Here is a 25,794-nt window from a genome sequence, read left to right as displayed (position 1 = left end):
TCATATATTTTTTCGATAAATTTATCATAACACTAATAAATTATGATGTATAATGCATAATAAATATGATTTTAATTCATTTATGTAATGATTTATAAAAAGGTGGATGTTTTAATGGAATGGGAACAATTAGAGTACTTTCAAACTCTTGCTCGTATACAGCATGTAACTAAAGCTGCTGAAACGTTATCAATAACACAGCCAGCACTTTCTCGGTCTATTGTTAGATTAGAAAATTACTTAGGGGTTCCGCTTTTTGATAGACAAGGCCGGTCCATTACATTAAATAAATATGGGGAAAGATTCCTCAAGAGGGTCGATTCCATCATGAAAGAATTTACTGAAGGAAGGGAAGAAATTCAATCCCTTTTACAACCAGATCAAGGTGAAGTGTCTTTAGGCTTTTTACACACACTGGGTACAACCATCGTTCCAAATTTAATTGGAGCATTTAAAGATCAATACCCAAATGTTCATTTCCAACTAAACCAGTCTCACTCTAATCAGCTTTTAGATAAACTAAAATCAGGTGAACTAGATCTCTGCCTGCTTGCTTCTTTTCCAGTCGAATCAAATATAATGTGGAAACCCTTATGGAAGGAGGAGCTCTTTTTATTCTTGCCCAAACATCATGTGTTAGCTACTCGTCAGGAGATTACTTTAAACGAAATTGCTACTGAGCCTTTTGTTTTAATGAAAGAAGGTTTTGCTCTTCGAGTAACTATAGATCATATATTTGAACAGGTTAATATTACCCCAAACATTGTATTTGAAGGCGAAGAAGCTGCTACAATCGCAGGTTTTGTTGCAGCAGGTCTGGGCGTTTCAATTCTTCCTGATTTTAAAGGCTTAGACCAAACAAATATCGCAAAGGTTCGCATTAGTTGGCCAAGGTTCGAGCGCGCAGTTGGTATTTCCTGGATTGGAGGGAAGTATCTATCACCTGTCGCTGAAAACTTCAAGCAATATATCATCAATCAGTTTCCTCAAATAGATTCGATATAGTATTAAGTTACTGTTGCTGATGCCAAGTCATGATGCTCCTAGATGGATTTAATAGCTCTAAAAAAACACAAAGAAGATACCAAAATGGCTTTTTGGTATCTCTTTATTAGTTCGTTGCCCTCAATAAAGTGGAAGTATATTGTCAGTTACAGAAGCTTTCAAGCATCTGAAGTTATCCAATACATACTCATTGCATCATTTTATATTTATTTTGGGCACAAAATGGGCACGATTTTTTCCTTCCTTTAGTCCCTAACTTGATCTCCAACTATTATGAAACCAATATTTGAAGCTCTGTCTGTATCTACAAAGTGAGTAAATATTTAAGATGCTATTTTAATCCATACTGCCAATGAAAAGTTCAGTCATTGCAGGTTATTTACTTATTTGTTTTCACCCACCATTAAGATTTAGCCAGACGTTCAAGCAGCATCATCCCTTAGGTAATGCTATGTAATAACTGATTATCCTAATGAGGAGATTTTCAGGGAGTATGAAAAAAACACTGAAAAAACCGATAGTTTAAAAACCATGAATTTTATATAACCAGTAGCCCTCAACATAGTAAATCCATATCATTGGTTATAGAAGCTTGTTTTCATTACACTCTTTATACTCATTTGCCATTAATTCTATACGTTTATATCAATTATGGTTAAAAAATGGTGAGCAAAAAACACCCTCTAGTGTTTGAACTCGCCAAATAGTCCGAGTTATAAGTAAATGTTTCAACTATTGAAAAGTGAATTCCACAAAATATTCCGAAGACCCTAATATTTAATTAAAGTCTTGCATTAACGTATCAACCACTTCTTTTACAGTTCTGATTTCTTTAATTGGCGTAATTCCAGTACCTATAGAAATATAGCCATCGTCTGTATTGCCTTCTAGCATGCCGATACGCATTCCAATTGATCCACGCATCATTTTTGCTATTTCTTCACGACTAACACCTTGTTTATCCATTTCTACTAGTTTATTCGCAAATTTAGTAGGTAAAGAACGATAGTATGCTGGTAAAGTACGGAACATTAGTAAATCTTCTGCTGTAGCATCTACAATCATTTGTTTTACGTTTTCTGCTGCTGGATTTTCTTTTGTTGGAATAAAGACACTACCAGCAAACACACCTTCAGCGCCTAAAGCAAATGCAGCACGCACTCCTCTAACATCTCCAATACCACCAGCTGCCATTACAGGGGTATTTATAGCATCTACAATCATTGGAACAATCGAAAATGTTCCAATAACTCGTTCAGGAACCGTACCACCTTCATCAAATCCAGTCGCTACATAAACATCTATTCCAAATTCTTCTGCAGCTTTTGCATTTTCAATAGTAGGAGTAAGTGGTCTATAAACAATTTTAATATCGTTTTCTTTTAATGGTTTAAAGATTCTTTCATCCAGTATATCGTTCACAAGAACCACAGGAACTTTCTCGTCAATAATCGTTTCTAAAATTGGCCATGTGTAAGCTAAATCACGATTTACGATTACAGGTACTCCAAATGGCTTATTCGTTAATGATTTTGTTTTTTGTATTTCAGTTCTCATTCTTTCCGCACTTATTTCGGGTGAACGAGTTATCTCAACCTGACCGGCATTTGGACCTAGAAATCCTAATCCACCAGCATTGCTTACCGCCGCAACAAATTCGGCATTAGTAACCCAAGACATCGGGCCCTGTATAATCGGCTTTTCTATATTTAATATTTTGCATATTCTATTATTCATTATTGAATCCTCCTGCTCAGATTATTTTCAACCTTCAGTTGGTTTAAAGAAATACTTAGTCTGCTAAATAATTTCAGTTTGGCTTACTTATTAGTACAATATTTTGGGTAGAGTATCTTACAGGTTACTGAATATTTGTTTAGGGTGCTAAATATATATTTGAGAGAAAACTTAGGATAAGTTTTTCTCCATACGCTTTATTAAATCCCTTAATATTAAGCGTTCTTCGGCTGAAATTGACTGTAGTAATTTTTCTTGATGTTCATTCCATTTCATTCTAACAGGTTCTTCTAAATCTTTGCCTTTGTCCGTTAGATAAATTCGCATAACCCTTGCATCTTCTTTATCACGTTTACGGTATATGAAACCATTCTGCTCTAGCGATTTAACCATATTTGTTACTGTAGGCGGTTCGCATTTTAAATGTTCACATAGCTGCATTTGTGTTATTCCATCACCCAACCACAAACGCGAGAGTAAATTATCTTGGCCGACATAAAGATTGAGTTCTCTAAGGCTTTCACTATAATTCCGACGCATTTGGGAAGAAACTTTATCCAAGGACATACGAATATCACAGTCCACACTAACCTTCAAAGATGAACCTCCTCTGCCGAAAAATATTTAGCGGGCTAAATATATCATGGTTGTGTTTTAGTTGTCAACGTTTCTACATTGATTGCTCTTCTTCAGCTAACCTGCTCCGTTTGTGACATAAGAACGGTATATCTTTCTTTTAGATTTAAAACAATGCGATTGTTGAACAAAAAATATAAGGAGTGAAACATATTATTCATGTATAACATGTTTCACTCCTTATTTTATATGACTTTTTACAATTTAGGTCTTGATAAACAAAGAGACGAATAATGATAAGGCAAAAATTAAAAGATTTCAATATGGTTTTGTACCTTCATTAAATCGAGTCCCTCAACATAGTAAATCCATATCATTGGTTATGGAAGCTTATTTTCATTACATTCCTTATATTCATTTGCCCTTATTTCCATACGTTTATATGAATTAGGGTTAAAAAGTGGTGAGCACAAACAATAAACGTCCGTCTACCCTTTTATGACCGGCAGGAATTTTCTACTTGCCGTCGAAAGTAATTGTCGAAAAGTAATCTAGGAGGATAGGGGGGTTCTGAGGGGACTCAAATATTCTGATGATGGAAACCAATTTAATGGAGCAACTCCACATGTTAAAAAGATTACAAAAAAGTTTTTTCCTTTTCCGATTTCATTAAGTCGTATTTCTTGTATTCGTAGAAAGACAAATAAAAATGGATCCCCAGCTTATGGGTAGCATAAGTGAGCGGCTTTAACTCATAAATGGTATTCTCACAACGATCAGAGCAAATGATCTTCTTGAACCGTTTGACCTTCTTAGTGTATTGGAGGCGTGATCCTTGGTATTTACGGGCGCCCACCATATTAAAACCTTGCTGTTGAAAGTATCGGATTGTCTTTGGCTCTGCTGAATCCGCCTTTATTAATTCCTTAGTCTCTGCAAATTCCTTGAGTTCTTCGGCCGTTTTATCTTCCGTTAGTTCATTTTTGTATACTCCCAGTAGATATAGAGATATTTCTTTTCATGTTCCACAGCAACCCTAACGACGGCGTTATACGACTCAACAAAACCAAAGTCCATGCCAACCCGTTTAAGAGGGCGGTTAATATCAGCGCTAACCTTCAAAACCTCTTCATTCGGTCGCTCTTCGAATTGTGGCAGTACCCGAATTCCATTCATGCCAAAATGACCTTTCCGCGCAATTCGGTAAAGGTCTGGATCGTATGTCTTCAATTCTTCAAGTTGCTGGACATAGCTTTCTGGCAGGAAAAGATTATCATCTGCCGTTGAGTGATGATAATAGGTGTCGTTGCTAACGATTATCCGATTTCCATAAAGTTCCTTTTCATCCAGTACAAAGCGCTTCTCCCCCTATCATCCTTGAAGAAATGCTTAAAAGTCCAATTGTCCTCTCCAACTGGATTTGTTGATAGTATCAAGTAGAGCGGCAAAGTCGGGTGACGAAGACGTCCTAGAAGCTCCTTGAATCCCTCATATTTCACTTCTGAACATTCCTCAATCCAGATGAGTGAAATATTATTTATAGATTTCAGTTTGGCTGGCTTATCCATCCCTTTAAAGATAATCCGGCTACCATTTGAAAACCGAATCTGCATCGGAGAAGATACACACCTAACGATATGATCTAATTTCAGATCACTTACAATTACATTAAAAAGAGAAAATGTTGAGTCCCTATGTGTGTCGTACACTTCTCTGATAACAAGTGCAGTACGCTTTTCTTTGAGCAATTTCAGAACAATCTTGAGCGCCACATGATAGCTTTTGGATGATCCATAACCTCCTACTAAGAATTGAAACTTTTGATTCCAGTCAAAAAGAAATTCTTTAAAATGAGGATTTACTTGTTTATTCACTGTCATCACCTTTGTTTACAATGGTGATCTCAAAAGGTTTATCTTCTTCTGTATGTTCTTCAATCTCTAATTTCTTCTTGTCTATACTTAAACGCATATGCTCCAATTTAAGGCGTCGTTCGTCTTCCGAATGAGCTAACTCATCAAACTGTTTTATTAGGTTCCTGAGCTCTGCCATGGCCCGAGATTGGGCATTCAAGAACGTAGCATGACGATCCCAAGAAAATTGGAATTCGTATTCTTCCTCTTCGGCTTCATTTGTCTCAGATAGGACTGACTTTTTCTTTTTCAGTTCCTTAATCATTTCTGCCTTATCAGAAACAAACATGATTTTTTGTGCCCTTATAATTGCAGCATATTGGATCTGTATCTGATCCCATATCATATCGACAGGCGAGCGCTCCTGAATCTCTTCCATGATAGAGAGTGTGTCTTTAGGTAAGAATTTAGAGAAGAAACCATGAGTCACAGCGTTTTGATTTCTTAGTGGAGCGGCACCGCCTCTGTTTCCTAACGCATTTTTGTTGCCGGGCTGTCCACCCTTTTTTGAGTCCACACTTTTTTCAGAGGGTGCACCCTTTTTTCTTTCCCAACCATGCCTCTGCTTCCACGATTTAATAGTGTTCACTGACACCCCGTATTTTTCGGCAAGGTCCTTATATTTCAAGCCTTTGACGTAATCCTTATACGCCTGAATGTGCTTTTCAGCCATCTACATTCACCACCGCCCCCTTCTGATTCGTGTTTGTTTTGGAGATATTCCCTCTAAACCAACACCGTACTTAAGCCGTTAACCGCCAATTGTCTATTCTGAGACTTACCGGAAGCAGTTTACAGAGAATATAAAAAAGCATCATACGTGTTAATTTTGTATGATGCATGAATGCGACCGTGTTGTGCCCTCATTTCGGGGTGCAGGCATTCGAGATGCTCTATATTTAAACTAAATTCACAAAATATTAACAAAAAATACCTTGGATATTTTTGTATATCGTGTGATAATACACTTGTATTAAAAAAACAAAGGGAGTGTTTAAAATGAAATTGAAAAAAGTTTTAACTGGTACTGCATTGTCACTTGCTTTGCTTGTTTCTGCCGCTCCTGCCTTTGCCGCAAGCCCTACTGATACTCATTCTGAAGAAAGTCAAACAAAGGAAGTATCTGCATTAGGTACCCTAGTTGTTCGTGGACTTCCTTCTGATCCAGACCCTGGACAAACAATCACTATCAACGGAACAACATATTATTTAGACAGTGTTACTTTTTATCCTGATGGATCTTATATCGCCTACTATTCAAGTTAACTATGAGGAGGTTTATAGCCTCCTTTTTCTTATAGTTCTACTACCTGTTTGATAGTCATTGACTTGACGACACATTAGAAGTTCAACTTGTAATGGCACCCACCATAAAACTCCCTTTCATTGCTTACCTGACTTTGTAACCTATTTCATGATCAACCCGCGCAAAGCTACCCTTTACAGTTTGAATCACCGTTTTACCGTGCTCAGGAACATCTAAGACATGTGCTGTACCCTGATTCCCATCTAAAACAATAATTTTAACCTTCCCTGGGTTAATCTTCTGCTGAATAGTGAAGTCTTTTTTTATGTTTATTTCTCTTGGATTGTACACTCAAAGCACCCCCTGTGTATGATAGAAGTACCAGTTCATATCAAGAACACTGAGGCTAAGCGCTTCGGTGTTTTTTATTTTTAGGCAGAAACCTCTTTTATCATGACTTCCACTCTCGGCTCTTCGCTATAAAACTTGCTGACTTTCAAATCCACCACCTGACTATCATCTTTGTATATCAGATGATTCAAAGCATCTTTCACGCCCTTTACATAATTATCAACGTCGGGCTTTGTAGTCGGCCGCAGAAGACCCTTTTCAGCTTTTTCTTTCTTCTTTGATGAGTTTGAAACTGATTTTGGCATTGGTCTATACACTTTGACATCCATTGAGACAGGACCAGTAATAATTGTTTCTGGGCGATGCTGAGATGCAACTAATGCTACATACTGTTTAAAATACTTTGATTTCGCTGGATCTCGCATATGCACCTTCCCATTTCGTATTGATCCACGCGGCCGTCCTTGTGCGACTGGCTCACCATAAACAGTGAACTTAATGCAATCCAACTGTTCTTTACCTCCTGTCAAGCTGTTCCCATAGCTGAATTTCTTTTTCTATTCTCGGTGCGGAGAGTAAAATTGCCAGCAGAGACACGACTGCTTTAAGCACTCAGCATCCGCTCCATTTGCTTTATTTTTTCCTCAAGTAAACGGATTGTTGGTGTAAGATCTTTACCTTCAGTTGGATTTGAAGATCCAAATATATAAAGTCCGCCAGTTGCTTTTATATTCATTTTCTCCTTCATGCCCAATCACCTAACCTATGATTTAATTGCATTCGATCGCCTTTAATAATCACTATGTAATCACGACACATCTGGTGAATTCGTTAACCAAGAGCCTCGTCAATGTCCAAAAGCCCATCGATTGTTAACTCCGAAGAAATCAGCAAAGGCATATGATTCAAGTATCGATAATTTAAGACTGATTGGATTTGTTCAACCTGCCAATCGGTTGCCCTTGGTTGACCGTTTATTGGTTTGAATAAGTCATCAATGAATAGAACTTCGACCTTTCTCATGGCATCGAGTTTCGCTTCTAAGTTATCAAAGTTAGCTTTCAAATCACCCATGCCCTCTACGTAAGGGAAATACATGCAGTGTACTGATTTTTTCTTGATCAGATTATTCATAATCGCCGTGAGCAAATGAGTTTTACCGCTACCTGGCTGTCCAAGTAATGCGATACTGTTTTGCCGTTCTCCTTTGATTTTTTGAAAATCTTTATAGTATTCCACTGCACATTCATAAGCATCTTTGATCATGTCTGGCTTACCGCCTGTAATGAAGTTACCAAAGAGAAGCTTTTCAAATTCTTCTGTAATGCCACTAGCTGCCATGAGTCTGGCAATTTTCTTTCGTCTCACATATTCACACTGTTTTGAATAAGTATCTTTCCATTCACTAGCTTTGTCCGGCGTGCAAACCTTACCTAACAGACAATCATCTTCCGTTACCATGTCGTCTGGAACCGTAAGGTCTAACTGATCATCCAAATGCCAAGGAGTGTCCTTATGTACCCGATAAACGACGATTCCACGATCCTTACAATAAGGACAATCAAATTCAGCCTTTTCTCCGGATGCGGCCTGTTTTGTTCCCGAAAAGCGGGCTGACTTTTCCCGAAGTTCCTGCATGATCGTTTGAAATGCGGTGTCTATACTGACTGCTTTGTTTATAGCCATATTGTTTCTCCTTTCTCTTTTGAGTGAATGGATTTGATAAGATGGCTTGAACATATGACAAACTTGCTGATTTCCCCTTTAGCTGAAACGCTGTCTTGATAGCCTCCATCACTTTTTCTTCACCATAATCGTCGACCATGTAGCTGATCCGCTGTGCCTCAATCGGGCCGACTGACCGAGCAATTTTGTTTTCATATAGCTCAAAGGCATTTTTCATTTCGTCATCGAGTTCCTGTGTTCAATCTCAGCTGCAATATAATCACTGACGATGCAAAAAAAGTATTAAACGAGCCTGAAACATTCCTTGCAGCTAAAGACGGTGAAGTAACTGATGAAATTTCACAGGCTGCTTTAGAGATTATAACGGAGCAATTAAAGGAAAGACGGAAATCAGATAAATAAACGCCGTTAGTTTATTTTTATTTATTTCTGTTTATTATGTTGAATTCTGTTTATTAATAAGATTTAGATTCCCATTTATATTTCAATCATATCCTCATTTATAATGTAATTTTCGAACCCCTTGGAAACCCTTACAAGACAAGGGTTTTTGTTGTTTTTCTCATTCTTATTTTCATTATTTATCAAGACCTAAATCAAAAAAAGTCATAAAAAATAAAGAGTGATACATATTTTACATGACTACTTTGCATCACTCCTTTAGTTCAATAATCATGCCCGATTGTGAAGAACGTTATTGAACTAAAACCCCCGATAGTTGGATGAGAAAAAGCAAAAGAACTTGCTATTCCTCAAATACATCCACAAAATTTTCAATGTTAGTTTGTTTTTCATACACACTAATAATAAAAGTAAAACCTTATTAAAACTTTACAAGACAAACTGAATCGACTATAGTCTAATTAGACTAAAATATTGATGTAAAGAAGTGAAAAATGAGATGATAAAGTCTTTTTTAATGTTGGGGCAGTCGAATATGGCAGGCCGTGGATTTTTGAATGAAGTAGATCCTATCTATAATGAAAAAATAAAAATGCTGCGCAATGGACAGTGGCAGATGATGACAGAGCCGATTAATTACGACCGTCCGGTTTCCGGCGTTGGCCTGGCGGCATCTTTTGCAGATGCATGGTCAAAAGCTCATCCCGATGAAGAAATTGGCTTGATCCCTTGTGCGGAAGGTGGCAGTTCATTGAATGACTGGCATCCGGAAGGCGTCCTTTTTCAGCATGCTTTGTCCGAAGCCCGCTTCGCCCTCCGGTCCAGTCAAATTTGTGGAATCCTTTGGCACCAGGGTGAGAGTGACAGTTATCGTTCGCTACATGAAACATATTACGAGAAATTAACCCTTATCATCGAGACGCTAAGAAACGAGTTGAAACTTGATGAGGTACCGTTGATTATTGGAGGGCTCGGTGACTTTCTTGGGAAGACCGGTTTTGGGCAGCACGCGACTGAGTTTCGACAGGTTAATAAACAATTGCTGCGTTTCGCTAATGAACAACAGAATTGTTATTTTGTTACTGCAGCAGGTTTGACTGCGAATCCTGATGGCATTCATTTAGACGCAGCTTCACAACGCAAATTCGGTTACCGCTATTTCGAGGCTTTTTCGAAAAAGTACCATATCCTGAAACCCCTTTCGGGAGAGGAGCAATCACTGAAAGTGAATGGTGACTATTCTAAAACAGAACAGATTTACCTTCATAGTATGGATTTGGCTTCGGGTAAAATCACGTACGCGGAATTTGAGGCGCGGATGGCAGAGGTGATGAAACCATAATTCCCTTACTTATCCTTGGCTTGCTTATCCAAAATCCCGGAGCTCACGGATATGAACTTCTGGCCTTAATGGAAAAACGTCATTACAAATACATTGTTAACTTCACGAAAGGTTCATTTTATTACAATCTGCAGCAGCTTGAAGAAAAGTGTTTTATTGAACAGATTCAGCAGAAACCCTCAACCAGTGGGCGTGAAATCCGTAACTTTAAAGTCACAGAATCAGGAAGGGCAGAATTCGAAAAATTAATGATCAAATACGGCACCAAATCGGAATATGTGAACCTGCAATTTTATGGGGCGTTACTCTTTGCCGATGAATTCGACAAAAATAAATTACTGGATCTGATCCAATCACAAATCGATCAGACTAAAACTCGAATCGAGCTCCTTGATGAATACCTGTCCATCACTCAAGAAATTCCCGGCACAATCAATTACTTTCGCCGTATGAACGAAAATTCCCGTTCACATCACTTGGTTAATTTAGAGTGGTTCGAAAAATTGAAAGCAGAAATAGAGTGAACGATTGCATAATAAAAAAATGCAATGTTAAATTTAGTTACCTAAATATAAAACCTGTGTCGTAGATATCTAGTAACATCATTGATACAGGTTTTATACTCCTTCTTTAATTAAACCAGTAATAGGATTGTCAACACTTGCCCCCCAACAAGAGCAAGTGAATCTGCTGCGTGTTCTTCTTTTTCAATCCTTCGTATTAATAACCACTTTTTACACCTATTTAGTATTCAAGTATCAACTGATTTTTCTCCTTCTTCCGCTAAACTGCTGCTTTAGTCGAATAAGTAAAAGTGATCTCCCTTAAGGAAGAATCACTTCCTCTAATTGAACAAGCAGTGAAGGTGAACATCGTTCTCGACATAAACTAAAATTTTTTATATACCTCTGCGTAAGCAAATTTCAATTGATCCCTAAGTTGCTTGTTATTATCTTCTAATTTCTTAATCTTACGTTTCAGTGGTCCATCATCAGTATTTGTATCCCAACCAAGTAACATCTATATCTCTGCCCACATTCTCAAAAATGAGAAATGTATGAAAATTACATATACCCCAAAAATTAAAAACTGAGCGGCAGTTCTTCAAGTACTCTCATCAAAAAAATCCCTTTCCATTTAATTTGTTCCTTTTCACCTTTTATCTGTATATTTGGACAGCGGCGTAATAAAGTGGAAATAGCAATCTTTGATTCTAAGCGGGCAAGCTGTGCACCAAGACAAAAGTGGCTGCCATGGCCAAAAGCAATATGGCGGTTGTTCTTTCTTTCTATATCAAATATGTCGGCATTTGGAAATATCTTTTCATCACGGTTTGCTGATGCTAAGGAAATGATGATCACATCTTTCCGTTTAATCTCCTGCCCATGCAGTTTAAACGGTTCAGCTGTCCAGCGAATAGTCGTTAACTCAACAGGGCTGTGGAACCGCAATGCTTCTTCTATCGCTGAATTCATCAAGTCCCGCTGCTGCCGAAGCTTTTCTAGTTGATCATCGTGACACATCAGAGCATATGTCATATTGGTGATTAAGTTTACGGTTGTTTCATGACCTGCAACGATAAGCAGCATAATCATCGAGTACAGTTCTTCTGTACTTAATTGTGTGCCTTCACTTTCCACTTGAATTAAGGCACTGATTAAATCTCCTGCCGGTTCGTTCCTTTTTTTACGAACTAAGTATTCCAGATATTCAACAAATTCCCCTACCCTTTGGTCATTCTCCTGAAGTTTTTTAGGGGCATCTGAAAAATCAATAATTGCTTGCGACCAAACTCTGAATTTTTGACGATCTTCTAGGGGAATGCCCAACATTTCACTTATCACGATAATCGGCAAAGGAAACGCATAATCATCTACTAGATTTATGAATTTGTTGGGCTGTACTTTATCTAATAAAGAGTCTGCTATATGTTGGATTTTGTCTTCCAACTGCAAAATCATCCGATGAGTAAATGCCTTCTGAACAAGAGTTCGCAAGCGATTGTGATCGGGGGGATCTGAATTAAGCATATGCTTTGTTAAAGGTTCTTCATTCTTCAATAGAATAGGACGTGTTTCTTCTTTTGCAGTAATTACATTCTCATAGTTTTTCTTTAATTTTTCATTCTTTAATAAATGCACTGCATCATCATATCTTGTTATGAGCCAGCCATCCCCCAGAGTTCCTAAAGCTAATGGGTAGAGAGGGTGTGATTCTCGCAATTCTTTGTAAAAATCATACGCTTCATCTTTAAATGCCCTGGAAGACAATTGACTTTCCGTCAAAATAGTTACATTCTTTTTATGTTTTGAAGACATTCATTCAACCTCCATCTTCATTAAAGGTTATGATATCTCTAAATATAAAATCAGTACGATTTGTAAAACTTTCTATTGATCTGAATGCCTTCATTTCATGAAGGCTTCGATCAATCAATCTCATCCATAATTAAAAAATAGAAATACTTAAGTCATTATCTACCATAAAAAAGATTCCTAATTATATGTTTTAAAAAGGTTTTCTTTTAAATCCCCAATTACAAATTTCATAATCAAAACGCCTGATACGGGATTCACTAAATTCTTCAAAGCCGTTCTCTTTGTAAAATGATCTGTTTAGATCAGTATTGGTGAATTCTGTTTGCTAAAAAACAGAAATGCTTATTAAAATATGCTTTTGTTAGTACTTTATGCATTTCAAAAATAAATGAACGACCTTTTTTCTCCACGTTTTACGAGTAGATAAAAGGATATTGATTGAAAGAATCATGGAATAGCTTTGCCACTTTGCTTCATTCATCAGCTCTTGCTTGCCGATAAAGAAACATTGATACACCTCCTTTCCCAATAAACATGTTTTGACTCATGAACACATGTTCATTATAATGAGAAGAAAATTTGAGTATCAATCTGCAATTTAGCTGTATATGTTCATTAATGAACACTACATGATGAATTGTATATTAACGGAGGACGCTATGGGGGACAGACGATCAATCAAGACAAAAAGTGCTATAAAACATGCCTTTTTAAAGTTGCTTCAGGAAAAAGAAATCAACAAAATAACTGTTTCCGATTTATCTAAAAAAGCCGATATAGGCCGAGGCACCTTTTATCTTCACTACAAAGATGTGTTTGACTTGTATGAGCAGATCGAAGACGAGATATTTGAACAGCTAGGAAGCTTTTATGATTCATCATTTCCAAGTGAGGATCCACTAAGCATGCTGACCTTTATAGAAAAAACTACAGAATACATATATCAAAACGTCGAAATTTTTACATTGTTAACAAAACCAAAAATGAATGTCCTTTCAACCAACAAACTGAAAGAGTTTTTTAAAAGGAAAGTAATTGAGGAATTGAGCATGATACGACAATCAGCAAATTCAATTACGGAAACTGAGAAATTCGAAACAACATTTATCGTTTCAGGTGTAGTAGGAATTATAGAGGAATGGATTAACAATGGGATGATAAAAACACCTACTTGTATCTCTAATATCATTCATCAATTGTTATTAAAATTTGAAGATTAATATGAAAAGAAGGAGACTTCTTGTAAATCCAATAGATTTTTCACGGAGAAGCCTGTTTTATTCCACATGCATATAACCTTATGAATTTGGTCTCCTGGGGGAAGAAGAATTGTTTGCTGAAATGCTCGAGTACCTGCGGATATGCTGGTGTACCGAATGTGCATGACCTGTTTCTTTCAACTGCTGTATAACATAAAACGTCCTCCTTTTTAAACACATAAAAAACGGACACCAAACAACGTATTCTGTAAGTTAAGTATCCGCAGGCTTTCCGTCTTTGACTCTGATTAGATAGAAAATAACCTCAATGTAATATGGTTCGCAAAACTATGAATATTATACAATTCAATTAATCACTTTTTATAAAAAAGCATATCTCTCCCAAATTCCTTTATCATTTTTTTCAATCAATTGAAAATTTATGATAAAAATACTTTTTTTTCTTGTCGGTTACGTTATAATACTTGAGTAACAGATAAAAGGGAGGAAAAAACATGAAGAAAGTTTTATTGACAATACTTACTTTCAGTCTACTTATTTCTTTATTTGCTATTGGTGGGGGTAATGAAGTCAAAGCAAAAGGAGTAGAAAGTGCGCATCTCCAAAAATCATCAATTAACGGCTTAAATAAAATTGTTGATAAAAATGGCAAAAAGCTTATAACTGAGGAAGAGTTATTAGAATTATTCAGTTCAAGCGATTTTAGTCCAAATTCCACGAACCAAGTAAGTTATTTCTATACTAATATTGATAACAAAACCACTATTCTAAAGTTAAATTTAGTTGTACATAACAACAAATTAACCTCAGTTTCTTTAACAGATACAGAAGAAAAATCATCATCAATTACAACAGCAGTAACCAATCAAGAAAAGGCCTCACCTCAGTTTCAAATCCTTAAAAAGCTGCCAAAACCTAAACCGAAGCCTAAACCGAAAAAACCTAAAATCACTAAAGATGTTCCTTATAAAAAGAATGGTGGCACGATTAAAAAAGATTTTATAAGTGAACATGCGTATAAAAGACACAAGTATGACGCAAGTCGAAAATCTACAAGTAATAGAACTCAATATGGAAAAGATGTAGATGTTGCTGAACTGAGAAGATTAACAATGACACAGCCTGATCAAGCTTGGTCATCTCGTGATAAAGGCGGTCCATGGCGGACTTTCTATAAAAAGCAATTTAATAAAAATATCAGCACAAAAGATACCTCTACGACTCATCATCGTGTCATTATCAATACAGCTGACAGTAGTAAAAATACACAATTTCCGTTATCCTTTAAGAACTAATACATTTTTTGCAGGGAGCTAGCCATGATTGAAAAATACACAACTGAAGTTTCTTTAGACTTTTTTAATGGTGATGAAACAGATTTAAAGGATACAATTGAAGAGATTAGACTTTTTGCAAAGACATATGAGAACGATAAAGTAACCGTCCTAAGTGTTACTGAAAACGAATCTTCAAAGGGAAAAAACTACAAAGTTCTTTTACAGCACGAAAGAGATACAGATAATCTAGGACGTAAATATGAATATGATGAAGAAAAACTATTCGGTTTTTTTGAAGATGAAGAATAGTTATTACCCCGTTAGCTGATACAAAGAACCCACATTTTAGTGGGTTTTTTCAAATCTATCTGATGATTAATCCGCGCAAAGCTGCCCTTTACAGTTTGGTTCACTGTTCTGCCATGCTCAGGAGCTTCTAAGACATGCGCAGTACACCGTTTGAACATATATTACAGGAAGCTGACCCAGCATTTATTTAATCAATCAGTGAGAGAAAATCTATGCTCCCCCCTTTTGTAATTAATAATGAAATCCTCATCATGCATTTACGCGAAATGAAAAAATGATTTAAGATACCGTTCCTTTTGCAACATATGAGAGTAGGGATGATTAAACCAATCAGTAAAAATCTCTTTCTGTAGAATTCTACACCCTTCCTTTAAAATACTTTATTTTTATAAATACGTATCGATAGAAGCCAAGAACAAACATATAAAATCATAACCGAAAACAGAATTAAGAAATAAACATTAAGATTTTGTAATGATAATAATATTCGAACACATTCTCTGATTATATCATTCAAATTTCGGAACAAGGTATTAACTAATACCATATAAATACCAAGTAAGATAAGTGAGCCTTTGAACAAATATTGGCTGTTAAACTGATAACTAAATGGAAAGATAAATGAAGCAGATACCATCACAAGGCATACGATAAACATTAGATCTATCCATGTTGTTAGTTCTCCATGAATGATCAAGTTCCCTATGAAAATTGTAAAAACTATAATCAAAGTAAAAATAAGTACCCCAATGTACTTTGAACTAACAATTTCCCTTCGTGTATAAGGCAATGAATTCAGCAGAGTATTTATTCGGGCTTTTTCATCCATTGAAAAAGCGGTCATTATTATGACAATACTAAATAAAAAACCTGACCAGATATATGATATATTTAACGTTAAATAAACAAATAAAGCAGGCAGTAATATCATAAGAGATTTCTTTTGTAAAATGATATCTTTTCTTATTAAGTGAAACACCTTACTTAGCCCCTTTCTTTGTATAGAACATCAGCTCTTCAATCGTTGGTTTTTCGATCAAAACTAAGTCACCAAACACATCTTCTATACGTGCTTTATTGGCTGCTAATGCCTCAAAACCAGCATTAGATTTCCGAATGGAGATGAACTCCTGTTCTGTATCTCGATCTAATAGCTCCATGCCTCCTTTTACAATGGCGTACTCTTCTTGAATTTGATACGATTTCTTTGTGAAAATATGCTCGCCATTATGAATAAAAGTAATATAATCTGCAATACGGTCTAAATCTGTTGTTATATGAGTAGAAAAGAAGATCGTTTTCTTTCCATCTTGCATTATATTATGTAGTATATCTAGAAACTCCCTGCGAAATATTGGGTCTAACCCCGATGTAGGTTCATCCATAATAATTAACTCTGCATGATGTGATAAGGCTATTGATAAAGAAGCTTTCATCATCATTCCTTTAGAAAATGATTTGATTTTTTTATTTAACGGCAGTTCAAATTTTTCAACATAGTAATTAAAAAGGCTATCATCCCAATTCATATAGCAGGGCCTTATCATCTTCTTCATTTCTGCAAATGTTAAGTGTGAGTAGAACATATTTTCATCAAAGACAAAGCCAATCCGTCGCTTTATCTCTTTTTCATGTTTTTTATGATCTAGCCCAAATATTGATATCGACCCGCTATCTGGTTGCAATAAGTTCATCATAAGTTTAATCGTTGTAGATTTTCCAACACCATTACCACCAATAAACCCAGTTATAAATCCTTTTTTAACTGTCATTGAAATATCTTTTAGTTGAAAATCACCAAATGATTTATACACATGTTTTAATTCAATAACATTTTCCACTATTCTTCCTCCCTATATAATAGTGTAAGTATGTCCTTTAATTCTGTAAGTGAGATGCCAATTTCTTTACTGTTTTGAATTGCCGTCAACAATTGCTCTTCAATTACCTTCATTTTTCTCTCTTTCATCATCTCACTATCCTGCTCCGATACAAAAGAACCTTTCCCAACAACCGAATATATGAATCCGTTCTTCTCCAGTTCCTCATAGGCACGTTTTGTTGTAATAACACTTATATCCAAATCCTTCGCTAACTGTCGCATTGAAGGTAAGGATTGCCCTGCATGTAATTCATTGGTCAAAATATGTTTTTTAATTTGAGTATAAATTTGCTCATAAATAGGTTCTTTTGAATGATTGGAAATGATAATTTGCATATAAAACCCCACTGTCATATTGTATATATACTTTATATACAATATACCTAAATTAATATCAGATTACAACTCTTTTTTAATCCAATCTTTCAAGTTTATCGTTTGGTTAAGTATAGGGCTATAATGCTTCATCACTTGTAAGGTGCAGGAATCATTGCCAAGACAACAGAGGGATAGTTGAGAAGGTTTATTTCTTCACAATTTATAATTAAATTGCTAATTATGTATACACTCCAAATCAGAAAGAAACACATATTACATAAGAATTAGGATAAAATTTTTAATAATGTACAACATTAATGTAGTTCCCATGAGCAAAAGTTTTCTTTAAGGAGTGTAACAGCCTGAGATATAAACAAAAATAAGCCCCCTACCTAGAACATAATATCCAAGTAGAGGTGCATATAAAAATGAGCAGGTATATAATTGTGTGCCGACGTATTATCTCCAGGTTATTTCAAGAGAGACTCAAATCCCGATTTCGTTTTCGTTCCATAAATGCCGTCTATATCGGTATTGTTCGCTCCTTTATCTTGTTTGCTGCTTGGGCTTAATGGTCTTTTTTCTTGGCCGCACTTGTTTGGCTTGAGCCTGATTTCCCGTCCGACGCCTTCCATTCTGCTTCTATGGCAGCCTTAACTCTGGCAAGATCCGATGTGGACAATACTTGCCTAATAATGATCTCTATTTCAATTTAGACTAAAGTATCATTTTAAAATTCATTTCAACTAGCATCCCTTTCAAAGGAACTCGACCCGCATATCATGTACTATCCTTTTTTACTGGAGGTGGACATATGGGATACTCAAATGGTTGTGGTAGCTCCTTCGCATTAATCGTGGTGCTATTCATCTTACTAATCATTGTTGGAGCAGCTTTCTTCGGAGGCTATCCAGAAGGCGTTCCTATTTAACCGATATGCAGGAAGTACCACCCTGTTCTGTTTGACGCCATAAGAAACTTTTATGGCGTTTAAATTTGTTTTTTAGACAAAAAATTCATTTTTTCTTATTTAGACGTAAATCTATGTCGAAAACTATCGTTTGGCATATCTTATACTATCCTCACTAAAGGAGGTGGCAATATGTCTAATGGTTACGGTAGTTCCTTCGCGTTAATCGTGGTGTTATTCATCTTGTTAATCATTGTCGGAGCAGCTTTCTTTAGATATTAAGTTAAATCTAGACTAACTCCTCCGTAGCAGCACCTCCCTGTTCGGCTAAACGCCATAAGAAATCTTTATGGCGTTTTGTAATGTGATTAACTCCTTATCCTGATGTTTTTGTACCAGGGAAATATAAATTACAAATCTTCATCTTTCTGAAACTCTATGAGCTTTTTTAAAACGTCCACAGTTTTACCTTACATCATTCATATTGATCCAGAGCCATTTTATACGCTCAGCTGAAGTTATATAGTGCAGCAATATAAAACAAGAACATCGGGTTCCAAAACAATACCTATATTCTTACATTGACAAGGGTATGCTGCCTCCTTAAAATGAAAATGATTATCAACGTCAATTAGGGGGAAATACAGATGCTTAGCGGGAAGATTCGTTTGAAAATTAAATTTACTTTCGTATCGATACTCATCTTTTCTATTTTATTAGCAGGATGTACAAATGCAGGACCAACAGAGAAGAAAGCTCCTCACAATATGGTCACAATTGCTTGGCCTAGAGATATAGGAGAAATAAACCCACATGTCTATAATCCTTCCCAATTGTTTACGCAGTCAATGGTGTACGAGCCTTTGGTCTCTTATGAAGCGGGCGGAAAGCTTAAACCGCATTTGGCTGAGTCTTGGGATATATCTCATGACGGCAAAGTGTATACGTTTCATTTGCGTAAGAATGTAACATTTTCTGATGGGACAACATTTAATGCAAAAATCGTGAAAAAGAATTTTGACTCCATTTTAAAACATCCTGAGTTACATAGCTGGTTAGGATTTATTACAAAAATAGCTCAAACAAAAGTGATCGATAATCATACATTTCAATTGACACTGAATGAATCATATTATCCAACCATTCAGGAGCTTGCAGTTGTACGGCCTGTTCGGTTTTTAGGAGAGGCTGGGTTCCCTAAGGATGGCGATACATCAAAAGGTGTAGCAAAACCGGTCGGGACGGGCCCATGGGTATTGGAAGAGCATAAAACCGATGAATATGCGATTTTTAAACGCAATGAAAATTATTGGGGTGAAAAGCCTAAAGTCGAGAAAATCAAGGTGAAAGTCATCCCAGATGCAGAAACAAGAGTACTTGCATTTGAAAAAGGTGAACTGGACTTAATTTACGGTGAAGGCGTCATCAGTTTGGATGCATATAAGCAGCTGCAATCGACAGGTCAATATGAAACAAGCCTTTCCGAACCGGTGGCGACGAGACAGCTTGTCATGAATACAAAAAAAGAACAGCTTTCTGATGAACGTGTTCGCCAAGCCCTGCACTATGGTTTTAATAAAGACGCCATGGTGGAAGGCATTACCTCCGGATTAGAAGAAAAAGCAGATTATATTTTGCCGACAACCTTACCATACACGTCTGATATTGATGTAAAGCCAGTGAAATATGATGCGGAAAAAGCGGGAGCGTTATTAGATGCAGCAGGTTGGAAGCTTCCGAATGGCAAGACGGTGCGAGAGAAAGACGGAAAGCCTCTTGAATTTAGTTTAATGTATGATTCAGCGGAATCCATTCAAAAAGCAATGGCAGAAACGCTGCAAGCAGAGTGGGCAGCGATCGGGGTGAAGTTGAATCTTGAAGGAGTAGAATTGGCGACTCAGGTTAAACGATTCAAAGCGAATGAATTTGATATGAACTTCTTTAGCAACTATGGCGCACCTTATGACCCGCATACATTTGTAAACATTGTCGCGTCAAAAGGATTTGGATTTAATGAAGCGATTTCGGCATATCCAAACAAGGATGAGCTATTGAAGCAGATGGCAAAAGTTCCTGAAACAACTGATAAAAAAGAGCGTCAACATCTTTACTCATCTATTTTAACATCCCTTCAAGATCAGGGAGCCATCGTTCCGATCTCTTATATAAAAAAGACAGCGATCTACCAAAAGAATATTACAGACTTTACTTTCCCTGCCAACCGTGATGAACATCCATTTACAGGTATTCGCATTAAGCAGTAGGAGGCTTTTATGGGCATCTATATATTGAAACGAATCATGTCCATCATACCAGTGTTTCTTTTAGCTACACTTCTGACAACTGGAATGATTCAACTCTCACCGGTTGATCCGGCTGAAGCGTATGTAGCCGCAGCGCATATCCAGCCAACCGATGACATACTAGAGCAAAAAAGACATGAGTTTGGCATAGATCAACCATTCTTTATTCAATATGTAAACTCTATTTTGAAGAAATGCCAATTCGATTTCGGCATTTCTTATGTTACGAATAAGCCGGTTTGGGACGAGGTTACACTCCGAATGCCAGCAACGATCGAACTTGCGCTTGGTAGTTTATTGATCGCGGTGGTTGTCAGTGTGCCTCTCGGCTTCTTTGCGGGAATGAAAAGAAATCGCGCAATTGATCATATCAGTCGCTTCATTTCCTTTTTCGGGGCATCCATTCCGACTTTTTGGTTAGGGTATATGTTGGTTTTTTTCTTTTCAGTTCAATTAGATCTTTTTCCAGTAGAAGGAATTGGGACATGGCAGCACCTCGTACTGCCGTCATTGACGCTGGCGCTTCCTTTAATTGCAATGTATACAAGGCTTTTGCGCGCCAGTGTTATCGAAAACCTGCAAGAACCATATGTACAATACGCAAAAATCAGAGGCTTGAAGAATAAAAGCATTATGGCTAAGCATGTATTGAAAATGGCCATTTCTCCGATGATTACAGGCCTAGGAATGAATCTTGGCAAACTTCTCACCGGAACCATTATTGTTGAAGTGGTTTTTTCTTGGCCTGGCTTTGGCCGTTATTTTATTGAGGCCATTTTCAATCGTGACATCCCTGTCATTCAATGCTATGTGTTCATAGCCGCCACATTTTTTATATTGAGTAGCTTAATCGTTGATCTCATTCAAATGTTTATTGATCCGCGCATTTCCAGGAAAGAAGGGCAGTATCGATGATCACAAGCATACGCATGATATGTAAAAGTCAAAAAGTGATAACGGCATGTATCATCATATTATCAATTCTATTTCTCATCGCTGTATTCGCCCCTTGGATTGCGCCGAATAACCCTGTTGCTGTTCATTTGGCATATAAGCTGCACCCTCCATCCTTGGAGTTTCCTTTAGGAACTGATCATTTAGGAAGATGCAACTTATCCCGCCTTTTGTACGGAACACGAATTTCTTTGGGATTTGCAGTGCTCATTTTTATTTCCTCACTTGTGATCGGTCTCATCGTCGGTACGATTTCGGGATATAAAGGCGGATGGATTGATCATCTGTTAATGAGATGTTGTGATGGTGTGATGGCCTTTCCGAACTTAATTTTAGTTCTTGGTCTAGTGGGCATATTCGGACCTGGACTTCCTCAAGTCATTCTTGCCCTCATGCTTGTGCAATGGGTCTATTATGCGAGAATCTTTAGAGGAATGGTGCTTAGTCTGAAAGAGGAGAACTTTATAAAAGCCGCACAAATCAATGGGTCATCACAATGGAAGATTCTGAAAAAACATATCATACCTAATGTGCTCCCTCCCCTCGTTGTCATGGGTACATTGGAAATGGGCTGGGCCATTATGGACATATCCGCTATGTCGTTTCTTGGTTTAGGCGTCCAGCCACCGGCTGCGGAATGGGGAGCGATGATTCATGAAGGTAAATCGTATATCCGGACGAACCCTGAGTTGATGATTTATCCAGGGATGATGATCATGATTGTGGTTATAACGTTCAATTTATTGGGCGAGAGCTTATCAGAAAGATACGGAGTCAAACGTCGATGATAAAAAGGAATGAGGAAGTTGGGAACAGAACAATCACCGGTGCTGCAAGTTAGAGATTTGCATGTACAGGCCAAAACGCACAAAGGAGTTTCTACTCTTGTGCAAGACGTCAATTTCGAACTGAAGCGCGGTCAAGTCCTTGGCCTGATTGGTGAGAGCGGATGTGGAAAAACAGTAACAGGCATGTCCATTCTTCAGATGCTTGATCAGAAAACAACCAAGGTGAAAGGAAGCATTTCACTCCTAGGCCGAGAATTAAACGGATTGGCAGATAAAGAAATGTGCAAAATACGCGGCAAAGAAATTGCCTATATTATGCAAAATCCGATGAACGCTTTTACCCCCGTTTTTACGATTGGTCATCAAATGATTGAAACGATTCGCTCTCATACGTCTTTTAACAAAAAGCAGGCAAAGGAGCTTGCAATCGAAGCGTTGCATAATGTGAGCTTATCCAATCCTATTAAACTTTTAAAATCTTACCCTTTTCAATTAAGTGGCGGAATGCTTCAACGGGTGATGATTGCAACCGCTGTATGCTTACATCCAAGCATTCTCATTGCGGATGAGCCCACAACCGCACTAGACGTAAATAATCAGATGACCGTGCTGAAACATTTAGACGCCATGCGCTCTGAATGTGGAACGGCGATTTTGCTTATATCTCATGATATGGGCGTCATTGCTGAAATGGCGGATGAAGTCGCTGTGATGCAGAAAGGAAGAATCGCAGAAAAAGCAGATGTGTTTCAGCTGTTTGATGCACCAAAGCATGAATATACAAAGAAGCTATTAGGGGCACGTTTGACATTGCCAATTGATGAACGTGCCATTGGGTCAATTTGACGAAAGAGCGGCATTTTAATGAGGTGAACAAGTGAGTTTATTACAAGTGAAAGAAGTCTCTCATCGTTATGCGGAGCGTTCATTATTCAAATGGAAATTTCAATCTAAACAAGTCCTATCCGATGTCAGCTTTTCGATTGAGAAGGGTACATGCTTAGGCTTGATTGGGCCAAGTGGAGCCGGTAAGAGTACATTGGGAAAAGTGTTGCTTGGTTTAGAACGGCCGCAATCAGGTCAAATCCTTTTTCAAGGCCATGATATGTATAGCGTAAATAAATCGATCCGGCGAAAAATCCGCCGTGACCTTCAAGCTGTCTTTCAAGATTCATACTCGTCCGTCAACCCGCGAATGACGGCGGAACAGATTATTGCAGAACCATTAGAAAACTATGAAACCCTCACTGCGGCGGAACAAAGACGAACCATTATCGAGTTGTTGGAAAGAGTAGGCCTAAGTGAAAATGATTTAACAAAATATCCGCACCAATTCAGCGGCGGGCAATTGCAGCGGATCAATATCGCCAGAGCAATTTCGCTCAAACCGAAACTGATCGTTTTAGACGAATCAGTCAGCAGTCTGGACATGGTTACCCAAACACTTATACTCGATTTGTTAAAAGAGCTCAAAGAAGAATTTGGGTTATCGTATTTTTTTATTACGCATGATTTGAAAGCCGCTTATCAATTGAGTGACACATTAGGTGTACTAGATAACGGAAAATTAGTTGAGCTATACGAGTCCAAACTTCAGTTCTTTACATCAGACCATCCAGCAGTAAAAGAAATGAGAAGCTCCATACTTGCAGAACATCCGCGCTTTCGTTCGATAGGAAGAGGAATGACGCTACAATAAGAAAATCGCGTGTAGATATATAGCATTCCCGGTTACATCGTTCATGATATTTGCTTTAACAAGTACGGCATGTCTCTTGTTGTTCAAAGCATGGAGTGCTGATTTCAATAGAACGGTCGCACCGTTAACTGCTTTCAACTCACGGCTACACATGCCATATTTTAACGAATGTTCCTGCTTTAAATAGGACATTGAAAAAGAACCGTTGTCTTTAAACCATTGGTTCTTTTTCTCTAACTGTTTTTGCTTTCGTTATTGTGTTCGCATAACATACACTCACAGAACTTTGAAATAATACCAGAGAAAATAAAGCCACTACCAAGTGCTTCTTCATCTTTAGTCATTTCATTTTTTCCTCATACTCTCCCTTACTCTTCACCCTATCTCCAAAAAGCTTTTACCCAACCGTCAAGTTAATATTGATCGTATCTTAACTTTGTTAATGAGCCGTCAATCCCCGTTGCGAAGAGAAAGAAACGGATAAAAACGAAAGAGGGCAAAAAAGCTGCTGACGAGGAGTCAGCAGCTAAAAGTATTTAAACATTCAATCTCCATAAGGGACTAAGCTTGTTTTTCCCCATTCTCCACAGTGAAAAAATAACCGTTTGTGTAATAGAAATGCATGGTATGTTCCTCTTCATTTAATGCGCCATCATATCATGAGCAATATCGTGTCCGTCCATTTCTGACGGGTAGTAGGTAGGCCAGTTTTTCACTTCATCAAGTAAAGCTTCACGGTCCTCACCCCAATACAGATGGTAATGGCTAGCTTTAGTCGGGTAGATACTATGATCGCTAAACTGAATATACTGAGGAAGTCCTTCAGCTTTTTTAGCTAGTTTGAATATGTATCTTACCCCTCTATTGCCCGCATCATATGTTAGAATTTCGTACCCGTCATACGTATACTTACCTGAATATTCTTTTCCATTTTTGAAGAACGTTACAGTATCTTTTTGGATTACAATACGGTCAACATCTGTTTTATACCCTTTTTTATAATACTCTTTATATTCTTCAGCTGTCTTGTCACCTTCATGTTTTGATTTATATGAAAATACTTCGTCCAGAGTGCCATCTTGCAGATATGGATATACAGATTGCCAGTCTCCTTCCCAATCAGAAAGTGAACGATCCTTTACTTGGCTGTTTTTAAAATAGCCGTCATGAATTTTTTCTGTCTCTTCATCATGTGCATGACTATGGCTATGATCGTGATCATGATCATGAGATTCTGATGTTTGCTCTTGCGTGTTAGAAGAGTTTTCTTCAACTGCTGAGGATGATGTTGTTGTTTTATTAGACTCACCTTTAGATGAACCTGAAGTCTGACATCCTGCCAATATTAGTAATAAACCAATCATAAATATCCCTAATCTCTTTGCAAATAAAATTTTCATTACAACACTCCTTTTCCCAAACCGAAATAATTACGATTTGTATTATACAATTATCTTGTTCAAAAATCAAAGGGAAAATGCTCCTAATCTCGCTTGAATGTTGCCGGGAGCAGATGGCGATTTCATTAGAATCCTACTTCGTTAATCAGATATTCTTT

Annotated in this window: 26 protein-coding genes and 7 pseudogenes; 16 read left to right on the top strand and 17 right to left on the bottom strand. The window is 37.3% G+C overall.

The genetic code is table 11. From position 1 onward, the window contains the following. Positions 1 to 114 precede the first annotated feature (114 nt). Positions 115 to 1,005 carry a LysR family transcriptional regulator gene (locus LJF29_RS02195; protein ID WP_229146755.1) on the top strand — a complete coding sequence of 297 codons (891 nt, stop codon included), beginning with the start codon at positions 115 to 117 and terminating at the stop codon, positions 1,003 to 1,005. Positions 1,006 to 1,782: 777 nt separating this feature from the next. On the opposite strand, the gene LJF29_RS02190 is transcribed toward LJF29_RS02195, so the two are convergent. The 4 genes and pseudogenes from LJF29_RS02190 to terS all read right to left on the bottom strand — a co-directional run bounded on the left by LJF29_RS02190 (position 1,783) and on the right by terS (position 5,904). Beyond that, positions 1,783 to 2,742, bottom strand: coding sequence for an NAD(P)H-dependent flavin oxidoreductase (locus LJF29_RS02190; RefSeq protein ID WP_010335037.1), 960 nt, complete (start codon positions 2,740 to 2,742; stop codon positions 1,783 to 1,785). Between the two features lie 171 nt (positions 2,743 to 2,913). Then, the gene (locus LJF29_RS02185) at positions 2,914 to 3,339 is read right to left on the bottom strand and encodes a MarR family winged helix-turn-helix transcriptional regulator (protein ID WP_010335038.1); all 426 of its coding nucleotides are present in this window, start codon (positions 3,337 to 3,339) and stop codon (positions 2,914 to 2,916) included. 616 nt (positions 3,340 to 3,955) lie between these two features. Continuing rightward, positions 3,956 to 5,192 (bottom strand): annotated as a pseudogene (locus LJF29_RS02180) (PBSX family phage terminase large subunit). Beyond that, positions 5,185 to 5,904 (bottom strand): phage terminase small subunit, encoded by a 720-nt coding sequence (gene terS, locus LJF29_RS02175; RefSeq protein WP_229146754.1) that lies wholly within the window; start codon positions 5,902 to 5,904, stop codon positions 5,185 to 5,187. Before terS ends, LJF29_RS02180 begins: the two are co-directional and overlap by 8 nt. A gap of 326 nt (positions 5,905 to 6,230) precedes the next feature. Here terS and LJF29_RS02170 point away from each other — a divergent pair, with 326 nt between their 5' ends. Beyond that, the gene (locus LJF29_RS02170; RefSeq protein ID WP_105953550.1) at positions 6,231 to 6,497 is read left to right on the top strand and encodes a transcriptional regulator; all 267 of its coding nucleotides are present in this window, start codon (positions 6,231 to 6,233) and stop codon (positions 6,495 to 6,497) included. Between the two features lie 124 nt (positions 6,498 to 6,621). Here LJF29_RS02170 and LJF29_RS02165 read toward each other — a convergent pair whose 3' ends face one another. The 5 genes and pseudogenes from LJF29_RS02165 to LJF29_RS02145 all read right to left on the bottom strand — a co-directional run. Continuing rightward, positions 6,622 to 6,828 (bottom strand): XtrA/YqaO family protein, encoded by a 207-nt coding sequence (locus LJF29_RS02165; protein ID WP_229146752.1) that lies wholly within the window; start codon positions 6,826 to 6,828, stop codon positions 6,622 to 6,624. Positions 6,829 to 6,908: 80 nt separating this feature from the next. Then, entirely contained in the window at positions 6,909 to 7,337 is a 429-nt protein-coding gene (locus LJF29_RS02160; protein WP_088679335.1) for a RusA family crossover junction endodeoxyribonuclease, read from the bottom strand. Between the two features lie 95 nt (positions 7,338 to 7,432). After that, complete coding sequence (locus tag LJF29_RS02155; protein ID WP_229146751.1) at positions 7,433 to 7,582, bottom strand: hypothetical protein; 150 nt, start codon at positions 7,580 to 7,582, stop codon at positions 7,433 to 7,435. Then, a pseudogene (locus tag LJF29_RS02150) lies at positions 7,573 to 8,514 on the bottom strand (ATP-binding protein). Before LJF29_RS02150 ends, LJF29_RS02155 begins: the two are co-directional and overlap by 10 nt. Continuing rightward, positions 8,396 to 8,749: pseudogene (locus LJF29_RS02145) on the bottom strand (DnaD domain-containing protein); the annotation flags it as partial. The pseudogenes LJF29_RS02145 and LJF29_RS02150, both read right to left, overlap by 119 nt. Positions 8,750 to 8,769: 20 nt before the next feature. Between LJF29_RS02145 and LJF29_RS02140 the strand changes: the two are divergent. From LJF29_RS02140 to LJF29_RS02130, 3 genes and pseudogenes are all read left to right on the top strand, one after another. Then, positions 8,770 to 8,916 (top strand): annotated as a pseudogene (locus tag LJF29_RS02140) (transcriptional regulator); the annotation flags it as partial. A gap of 499 nt (positions 8,917 to 9,415) precedes the next feature. Then, positions 9,416 to 10,258 carry a sialate O-acetylesterase gene (locus LJF29_RS02135; RefSeq protein WP_229147567.1) on the top strand — a complete coding sequence of 281 codons (843 nt, stop codon included), beginning with the start codon at positions 9,416 to 9,418 and terminating at the stop codon, positions 10,256 to 10,258. Next, positions 10,255 to 10,782, top strand: coding sequence for a PadR family transcriptional regulator (locus LJF29_RS02130; RefSeq protein ID WP_003237203.1), 528 nt, complete (start codon positions 10,255 to 10,257; stop codon positions 10,780 to 10,782). The genes LJF29_RS02135 and LJF29_RS02130 overlap by 4 nt, the downstream gene beginning before the upstream one ends. A gap of 364 nt (positions 10,783 to 11,146) precedes the next feature. On the opposite strand, the pseudogene LJF29_RS02125 reads toward LJF29_RS02130, so the two are convergent. Both LJF29_RS02125 and LJF29_RS02120 read right to left on the bottom strand, forming a co-directional pair. After that, positions 11,147 to 11,239, bottom strand: a pseudogene (locus tag LJF29_RS02125) (DUF6262 family protein); the annotation flags it as partial. A 101-nt stretch (positions 11,240 to 11,340) separates the two neighbouring features. Continuing rightward, positions 11,341 to 12,576: a cytochrome P450 family protein gene (locus LJF29_RS02120; protein WP_229146747.1), complete on the bottom strand. Its 1,236-nt coding sequence runs from the start codon at positions 12,574 to 12,576 to the stop codon at positions 11,341 to 11,343. 659 nt (positions 12,577 to 13,235) lie between these two features. Here LJF29_RS02120 and LJF29_RS02115 point away from each other — a divergent pair. The 3 genes from LJF29_RS02115 to LJF29_RS02105 all read left to right on the top strand — a co-directional run bounded on the left by LJF29_RS02115 (position 13,236) and on the right by LJF29_RS02105 (position 15,382). Continuing rightward, the gene (locus LJF29_RS02115; protein ID WP_095713391.1) at positions 13,236 to 13,796 is read left to right on the top strand and encodes a TetR/AcrR family transcriptional regulator; all 561 of its coding nucleotides are present in this window, start codon (positions 13,236 to 13,238) and stop codon (positions 13,794 to 13,796) included. A gap of 494 nt (positions 13,797 to 14,290) precedes the next feature. Continuing rightward, positions 14,291 to 15,091, top strand: a complete 801-nt coding sequence (locus tag LJF29_RS02110; RefSeq protein ID WP_229146746.1) for a Hook-associated protein 2 — start codon at positions 14,291 to 14,293, stop codon at positions 15,089 to 15,091. A 24-nt stretch (positions 15,092 to 15,115) separates the two neighbouring features. Continuing rightward, on the top strand, positions 15,116 to 15,382 hold the full coding sequence (locus LJF29_RS02105) for a hypothetical protein (RefSeq protein WP_010789291.1): 267 nt from the start codon (positions 15,116 to 15,118) through the stop codon (positions 15,380 to 15,382). Between the two features lie 11 nt (positions 15,383 to 15,393). On the opposite strand, the pseudogene LJF29_RS02100 reads toward LJF29_RS02105, so the two are convergent. Beyond that, positions 15,394 to 15,525: pseudogene (locus LJF29_RS02100) on the bottom strand (XtrA/YqaO family protein); the annotation flags it as partial. Here LJF29_RS02100 and LJF29_RS21200 point away from each other — a divergent pair. Then, positions 15,521 to 15,613, top strand: a pseudogene (locus tag LJF29_RS21200) (ImmA/IrrE family metallo-endopeptidase); the annotation flags it as partial. The pseudogenes LJF29_RS02100 and LJF29_RS21200 sit on opposite strands and share 5 nt — an antisense overlap. 139 nt (positions 15,614 to 15,752) lie before the next feature. Here LJF29_RS21200 and LJF29_RS02095 read toward each other — a convergent pair. The 4 genes from LJF29_RS02095 to LJF29_RS02080 form a co-directional block, all read right to left on the bottom strand. Next, on the bottom strand, positions 15,753 to 16,361 hold the full coding sequence (locus tag LJF29_RS02095) for an ABC-2 transporter permease (RefSeq protein ID WP_324255103.1): 609 nt from the start codon (positions 16,359 to 16,361) through the stop codon (positions 15,753 to 15,755). 1 nt (position 16,362) lies between these two features. Then, positions 16,363 to 17,223: an ABC transporter ATP-binding protein gene (locus tag LJF29_RS02090; RefSeq protein WP_229146744.1), complete on the bottom strand. Its 861-nt coding sequence runs from the start codon at positions 17,221 to 17,223 to the stop codon at positions 16,363 to 16,365. Continuing rightward, complete coding sequence (locus LJF29_RS02085) at positions 17,223 to 17,600, bottom strand: GntR family transcriptional regulator (protein WP_229146743.1); 378 nt, start codon at positions 17,598 to 17,600, stop codon at positions 17,223 to 17,225. Before LJF29_RS02085 ends, LJF29_RS02090 begins: the two co-directional genes overlap by 1 nt. A 452-nt stretch (positions 17,601 to 18,052) precedes the next feature. Continuing rightward, complete coding sequence (locus LJF29_RS02080; protein WP_229146737.1) at positions 18,053 to 18,217, bottom strand: hypothetical protein; 165 nt, start codon at positions 18,215 to 18,217, stop codon at positions 18,053 to 18,055. Positions 18,218 to 18,396: 179 nt separating this feature from the next. Here LJF29_RS02080 and LJF29_RS02075 point away from each other — a divergent pair, with 179 nt between their 5' ends. From LJF29_RS02075 to nikE, 7 genes are all read left to right on the top strand, one after another. Next, entirely contained in the window at positions 18,397 to 18,513 is a 117-nt protein-coding gene (locus LJF29_RS02075; protein ID WP_010335054.1) for a YjcZ family sporulation protein, read from the top strand. Between the two features lie 171 nt (positions 18,514 to 18,684). Further along, positions 18,685 to 18,774, top strand: coding sequence for a YjcZ family sporulation protein (locus LJF29_RS02070; protein WP_024122253.1), 90 nt, complete (start codon positions 18,685 to 18,687; stop codon positions 18,772 to 18,774). A 365-nt stretch (positions 18,775 to 19,139) separates the two neighbouring features. Then, positions 19,140 to 20,756, top strand: a complete 1,617-nt coding sequence (gene nikA / locus LJF29_RS02065) for a nickel ABC transporter substrate-binding protein (RefSeq protein WP_229146735.1) — start codon at positions 19,140 to 19,142, stop codon at positions 20,754 to 20,756. Positions 20,757 to 20,765: 9 nt separating this feature from the next. Continuing rightward, positions 20,766 to 21,710 (top strand): nickel ABC transporter permease subunit NikB, encoded by a 945-nt coding sequence (gene nikB, locus LJF29_RS02060; RefSeq protein ID WP_229146734.1) that lies wholly within the window; start codon positions 20,766 to 20,768, stop codon positions 21,708 to 21,710. Further along, entirely contained in the window at positions 21,707 to 22,537 is an 831-nt protein-coding gene (gene nikC / locus LJF29_RS02055; RefSeq protein WP_229146733.1) for a nickel ABC transporter permease subunit NikC, read from the top strand. The genes nikB and nikC overlap by 4 nt, the downstream gene beginning before the upstream one ends. An 18-nt stretch (positions 22,538 to 22,555) precedes the next feature. After that, positions 22,556 to 23,383 (top strand): nickel import ATP-binding protein NikD, encoded by an 828-nt coding sequence (nikD, locus tag LJF29_RS02050; RefSeq protein WP_229146732.1) that lies wholly within the window; start codon positions 22,556 to 22,558, stop codon positions 23,381 to 23,383. Positions 23,384 to 23,414: 31 nt separating this feature from the next. Then, positions 23,415 to 24,236 (top strand): nickel import ATP-binding protein NikE, encoded by an 822-nt coding sequence (gene nikE, locus LJF29_RS02045; protein ID WP_229146731.1) that lies wholly within the window; start codon positions 23,415 to 23,417, stop codon positions 24,234 to 24,236. Between the two features lie 641 nt (positions 24,237 to 24,877). Here the strand turns inward: nikE and LJF29_RS02040 are convergent. After that, positions 24,878 to 25,636 (bottom strand): metal-binding protein ZinT, encoded by a 759-nt coding sequence (locus tag LJF29_RS02040; RefSeq protein ID WP_229146729.1) that lies wholly within the window; start codon positions 25,634 to 25,636, stop codon positions 24,878 to 24,880. Positions 25,637 to 25,794: the final 158 nt, after the last annotated feature.

It is taken from the genome of Bacillus sp. LBG-1-113 (assembly GCF_020708615.1).
In the GTDB taxonomy this organism is placed as follows: domain Bacteria; phylum Bacillota; class Bacilli; order Bacillales; family Bacillaceae; genus Bacillus; species Bacillus mojavensis.
Note: the sequence above shows the minus strand (reverse complement) of the source record. Positions and strands in the feature narration are given on the sequence as shown.

Excerpts from the sequence above, each read along its gene's own strand:
- LJF29_RS02195 (WP_229146755.1), top strand. The coding sequence starts at position 115 with ATGGAATGGGAACAATTAGAGTACTTTCAAACTCTTGCTCGTATACAG.
- LJF29_RS02190 (WP_010335037.1), bottom strand. The coding sequence starts at position 2,742 with ATGAATAATAGAATATGCAAAATATTAAATATAGAAAAGCCGATTATA.
- terS (WP_229146754.1), bottom strand. The coding sequence starts at position 5,904 with ATGGCTGAAAAGCACATTCAGGCGTATAAGGATTACGTCAAAGGCTTG.
- LJF29_RS02170 (WP_105953550.1), top strand. The coding sequence starts at position 6,231 with ATGAAATTGAAAAAAGTTTTAACTGGTACTGCATTGTCACTTGCTTTG.
- LJF29_RS02135 (WP_229147567.1), top strand. The coding sequence starts at position 9,416 with ATGATAAAGTCTTTTTTAATGTTGGGGCAGTCGAATATGGCAGGCCGT.
- LJF29_RS02120 (WP_229146747.1), bottom strand. The coding sequence starts at position 12,576 with ATGTCTTCAAAACATAAAAAGAATGTAACTATTTTGACGGAAAGTCAA.
- LJF29_RS02115 (WP_095713391.1), top strand. The coding sequence starts at position 13,236 with ATGGGGGACAGACGATCAATCAAGACAAAAAGTGCTATAAAACATGCC.
- LJF29_RS02110 (WP_229146746.1), top strand. The coding sequence starts at position 14,291 with ATGAAGAAAGTTTTATTGACAATACTTACTTTCAGTCTACTTATTTCT.
- LJF29_RS02105 (WP_010789291.1), top strand. The coding sequence starts at position 15,116 with ATGATTGAAAAATACACAACTGAAGTTTCTTTAGACTTTTTTAATGGT.
- LJF29_RS02085 (WP_229146743.1), bottom strand. The coding sequence starts at position 17,600 with ATGCAAATTATCATTTCCAATCATTCAAAAGAACCTATTTATGAGCAA.
- LJF29_RS02080 (WP_229146737.1), bottom strand. The coding sequence starts at position 18,217 with ATGGAAGGCGTCGGACGGGAAATCAGGCTCAAGCCAAACAAGTGCGGC.
- LJF29_RS02075 (WP_010335054.1), top strand. The coding sequence starts at position 18,397 with ATGGGATACTCAAATGGTTGTGGTAGCTCCTTCGCATTAATCGTGGTG.
- LJF29_RS02070 (WP_024122253.1), top strand. The coding sequence starts at position 18,685 with ATGTCTAATGGTTACGGTAGTTCCTTCGCGTTAATCGTGGTGTTATTC.
- nikA (WP_229146735.1), top strand. The coding sequence starts at position 19,140 with ATGCTTAGCGGGAAGATTCGTTTGAAAATTAAATTTACTTTCGTATCG.
- nikB (WP_229146734.1), top strand. The coding sequence starts at position 20,766 with ATGGGCATCTATATATTGAAACGAATCATGTCCATCATACCAGTGTTT.
- nikC (WP_229146733.1), top strand. The coding sequence starts at position 21,707 with ATGATCACAAGCATACGCATGATATGTAAAAGTCAAAAAGTGATAACG.
- LJF29_RS02040 (WP_229146729.1), bottom strand. The coding sequence starts at position 25,636 with ATGAAAATTTTATTTGCAAAGAGATTAGGGATATTTATGATTGGTTTA.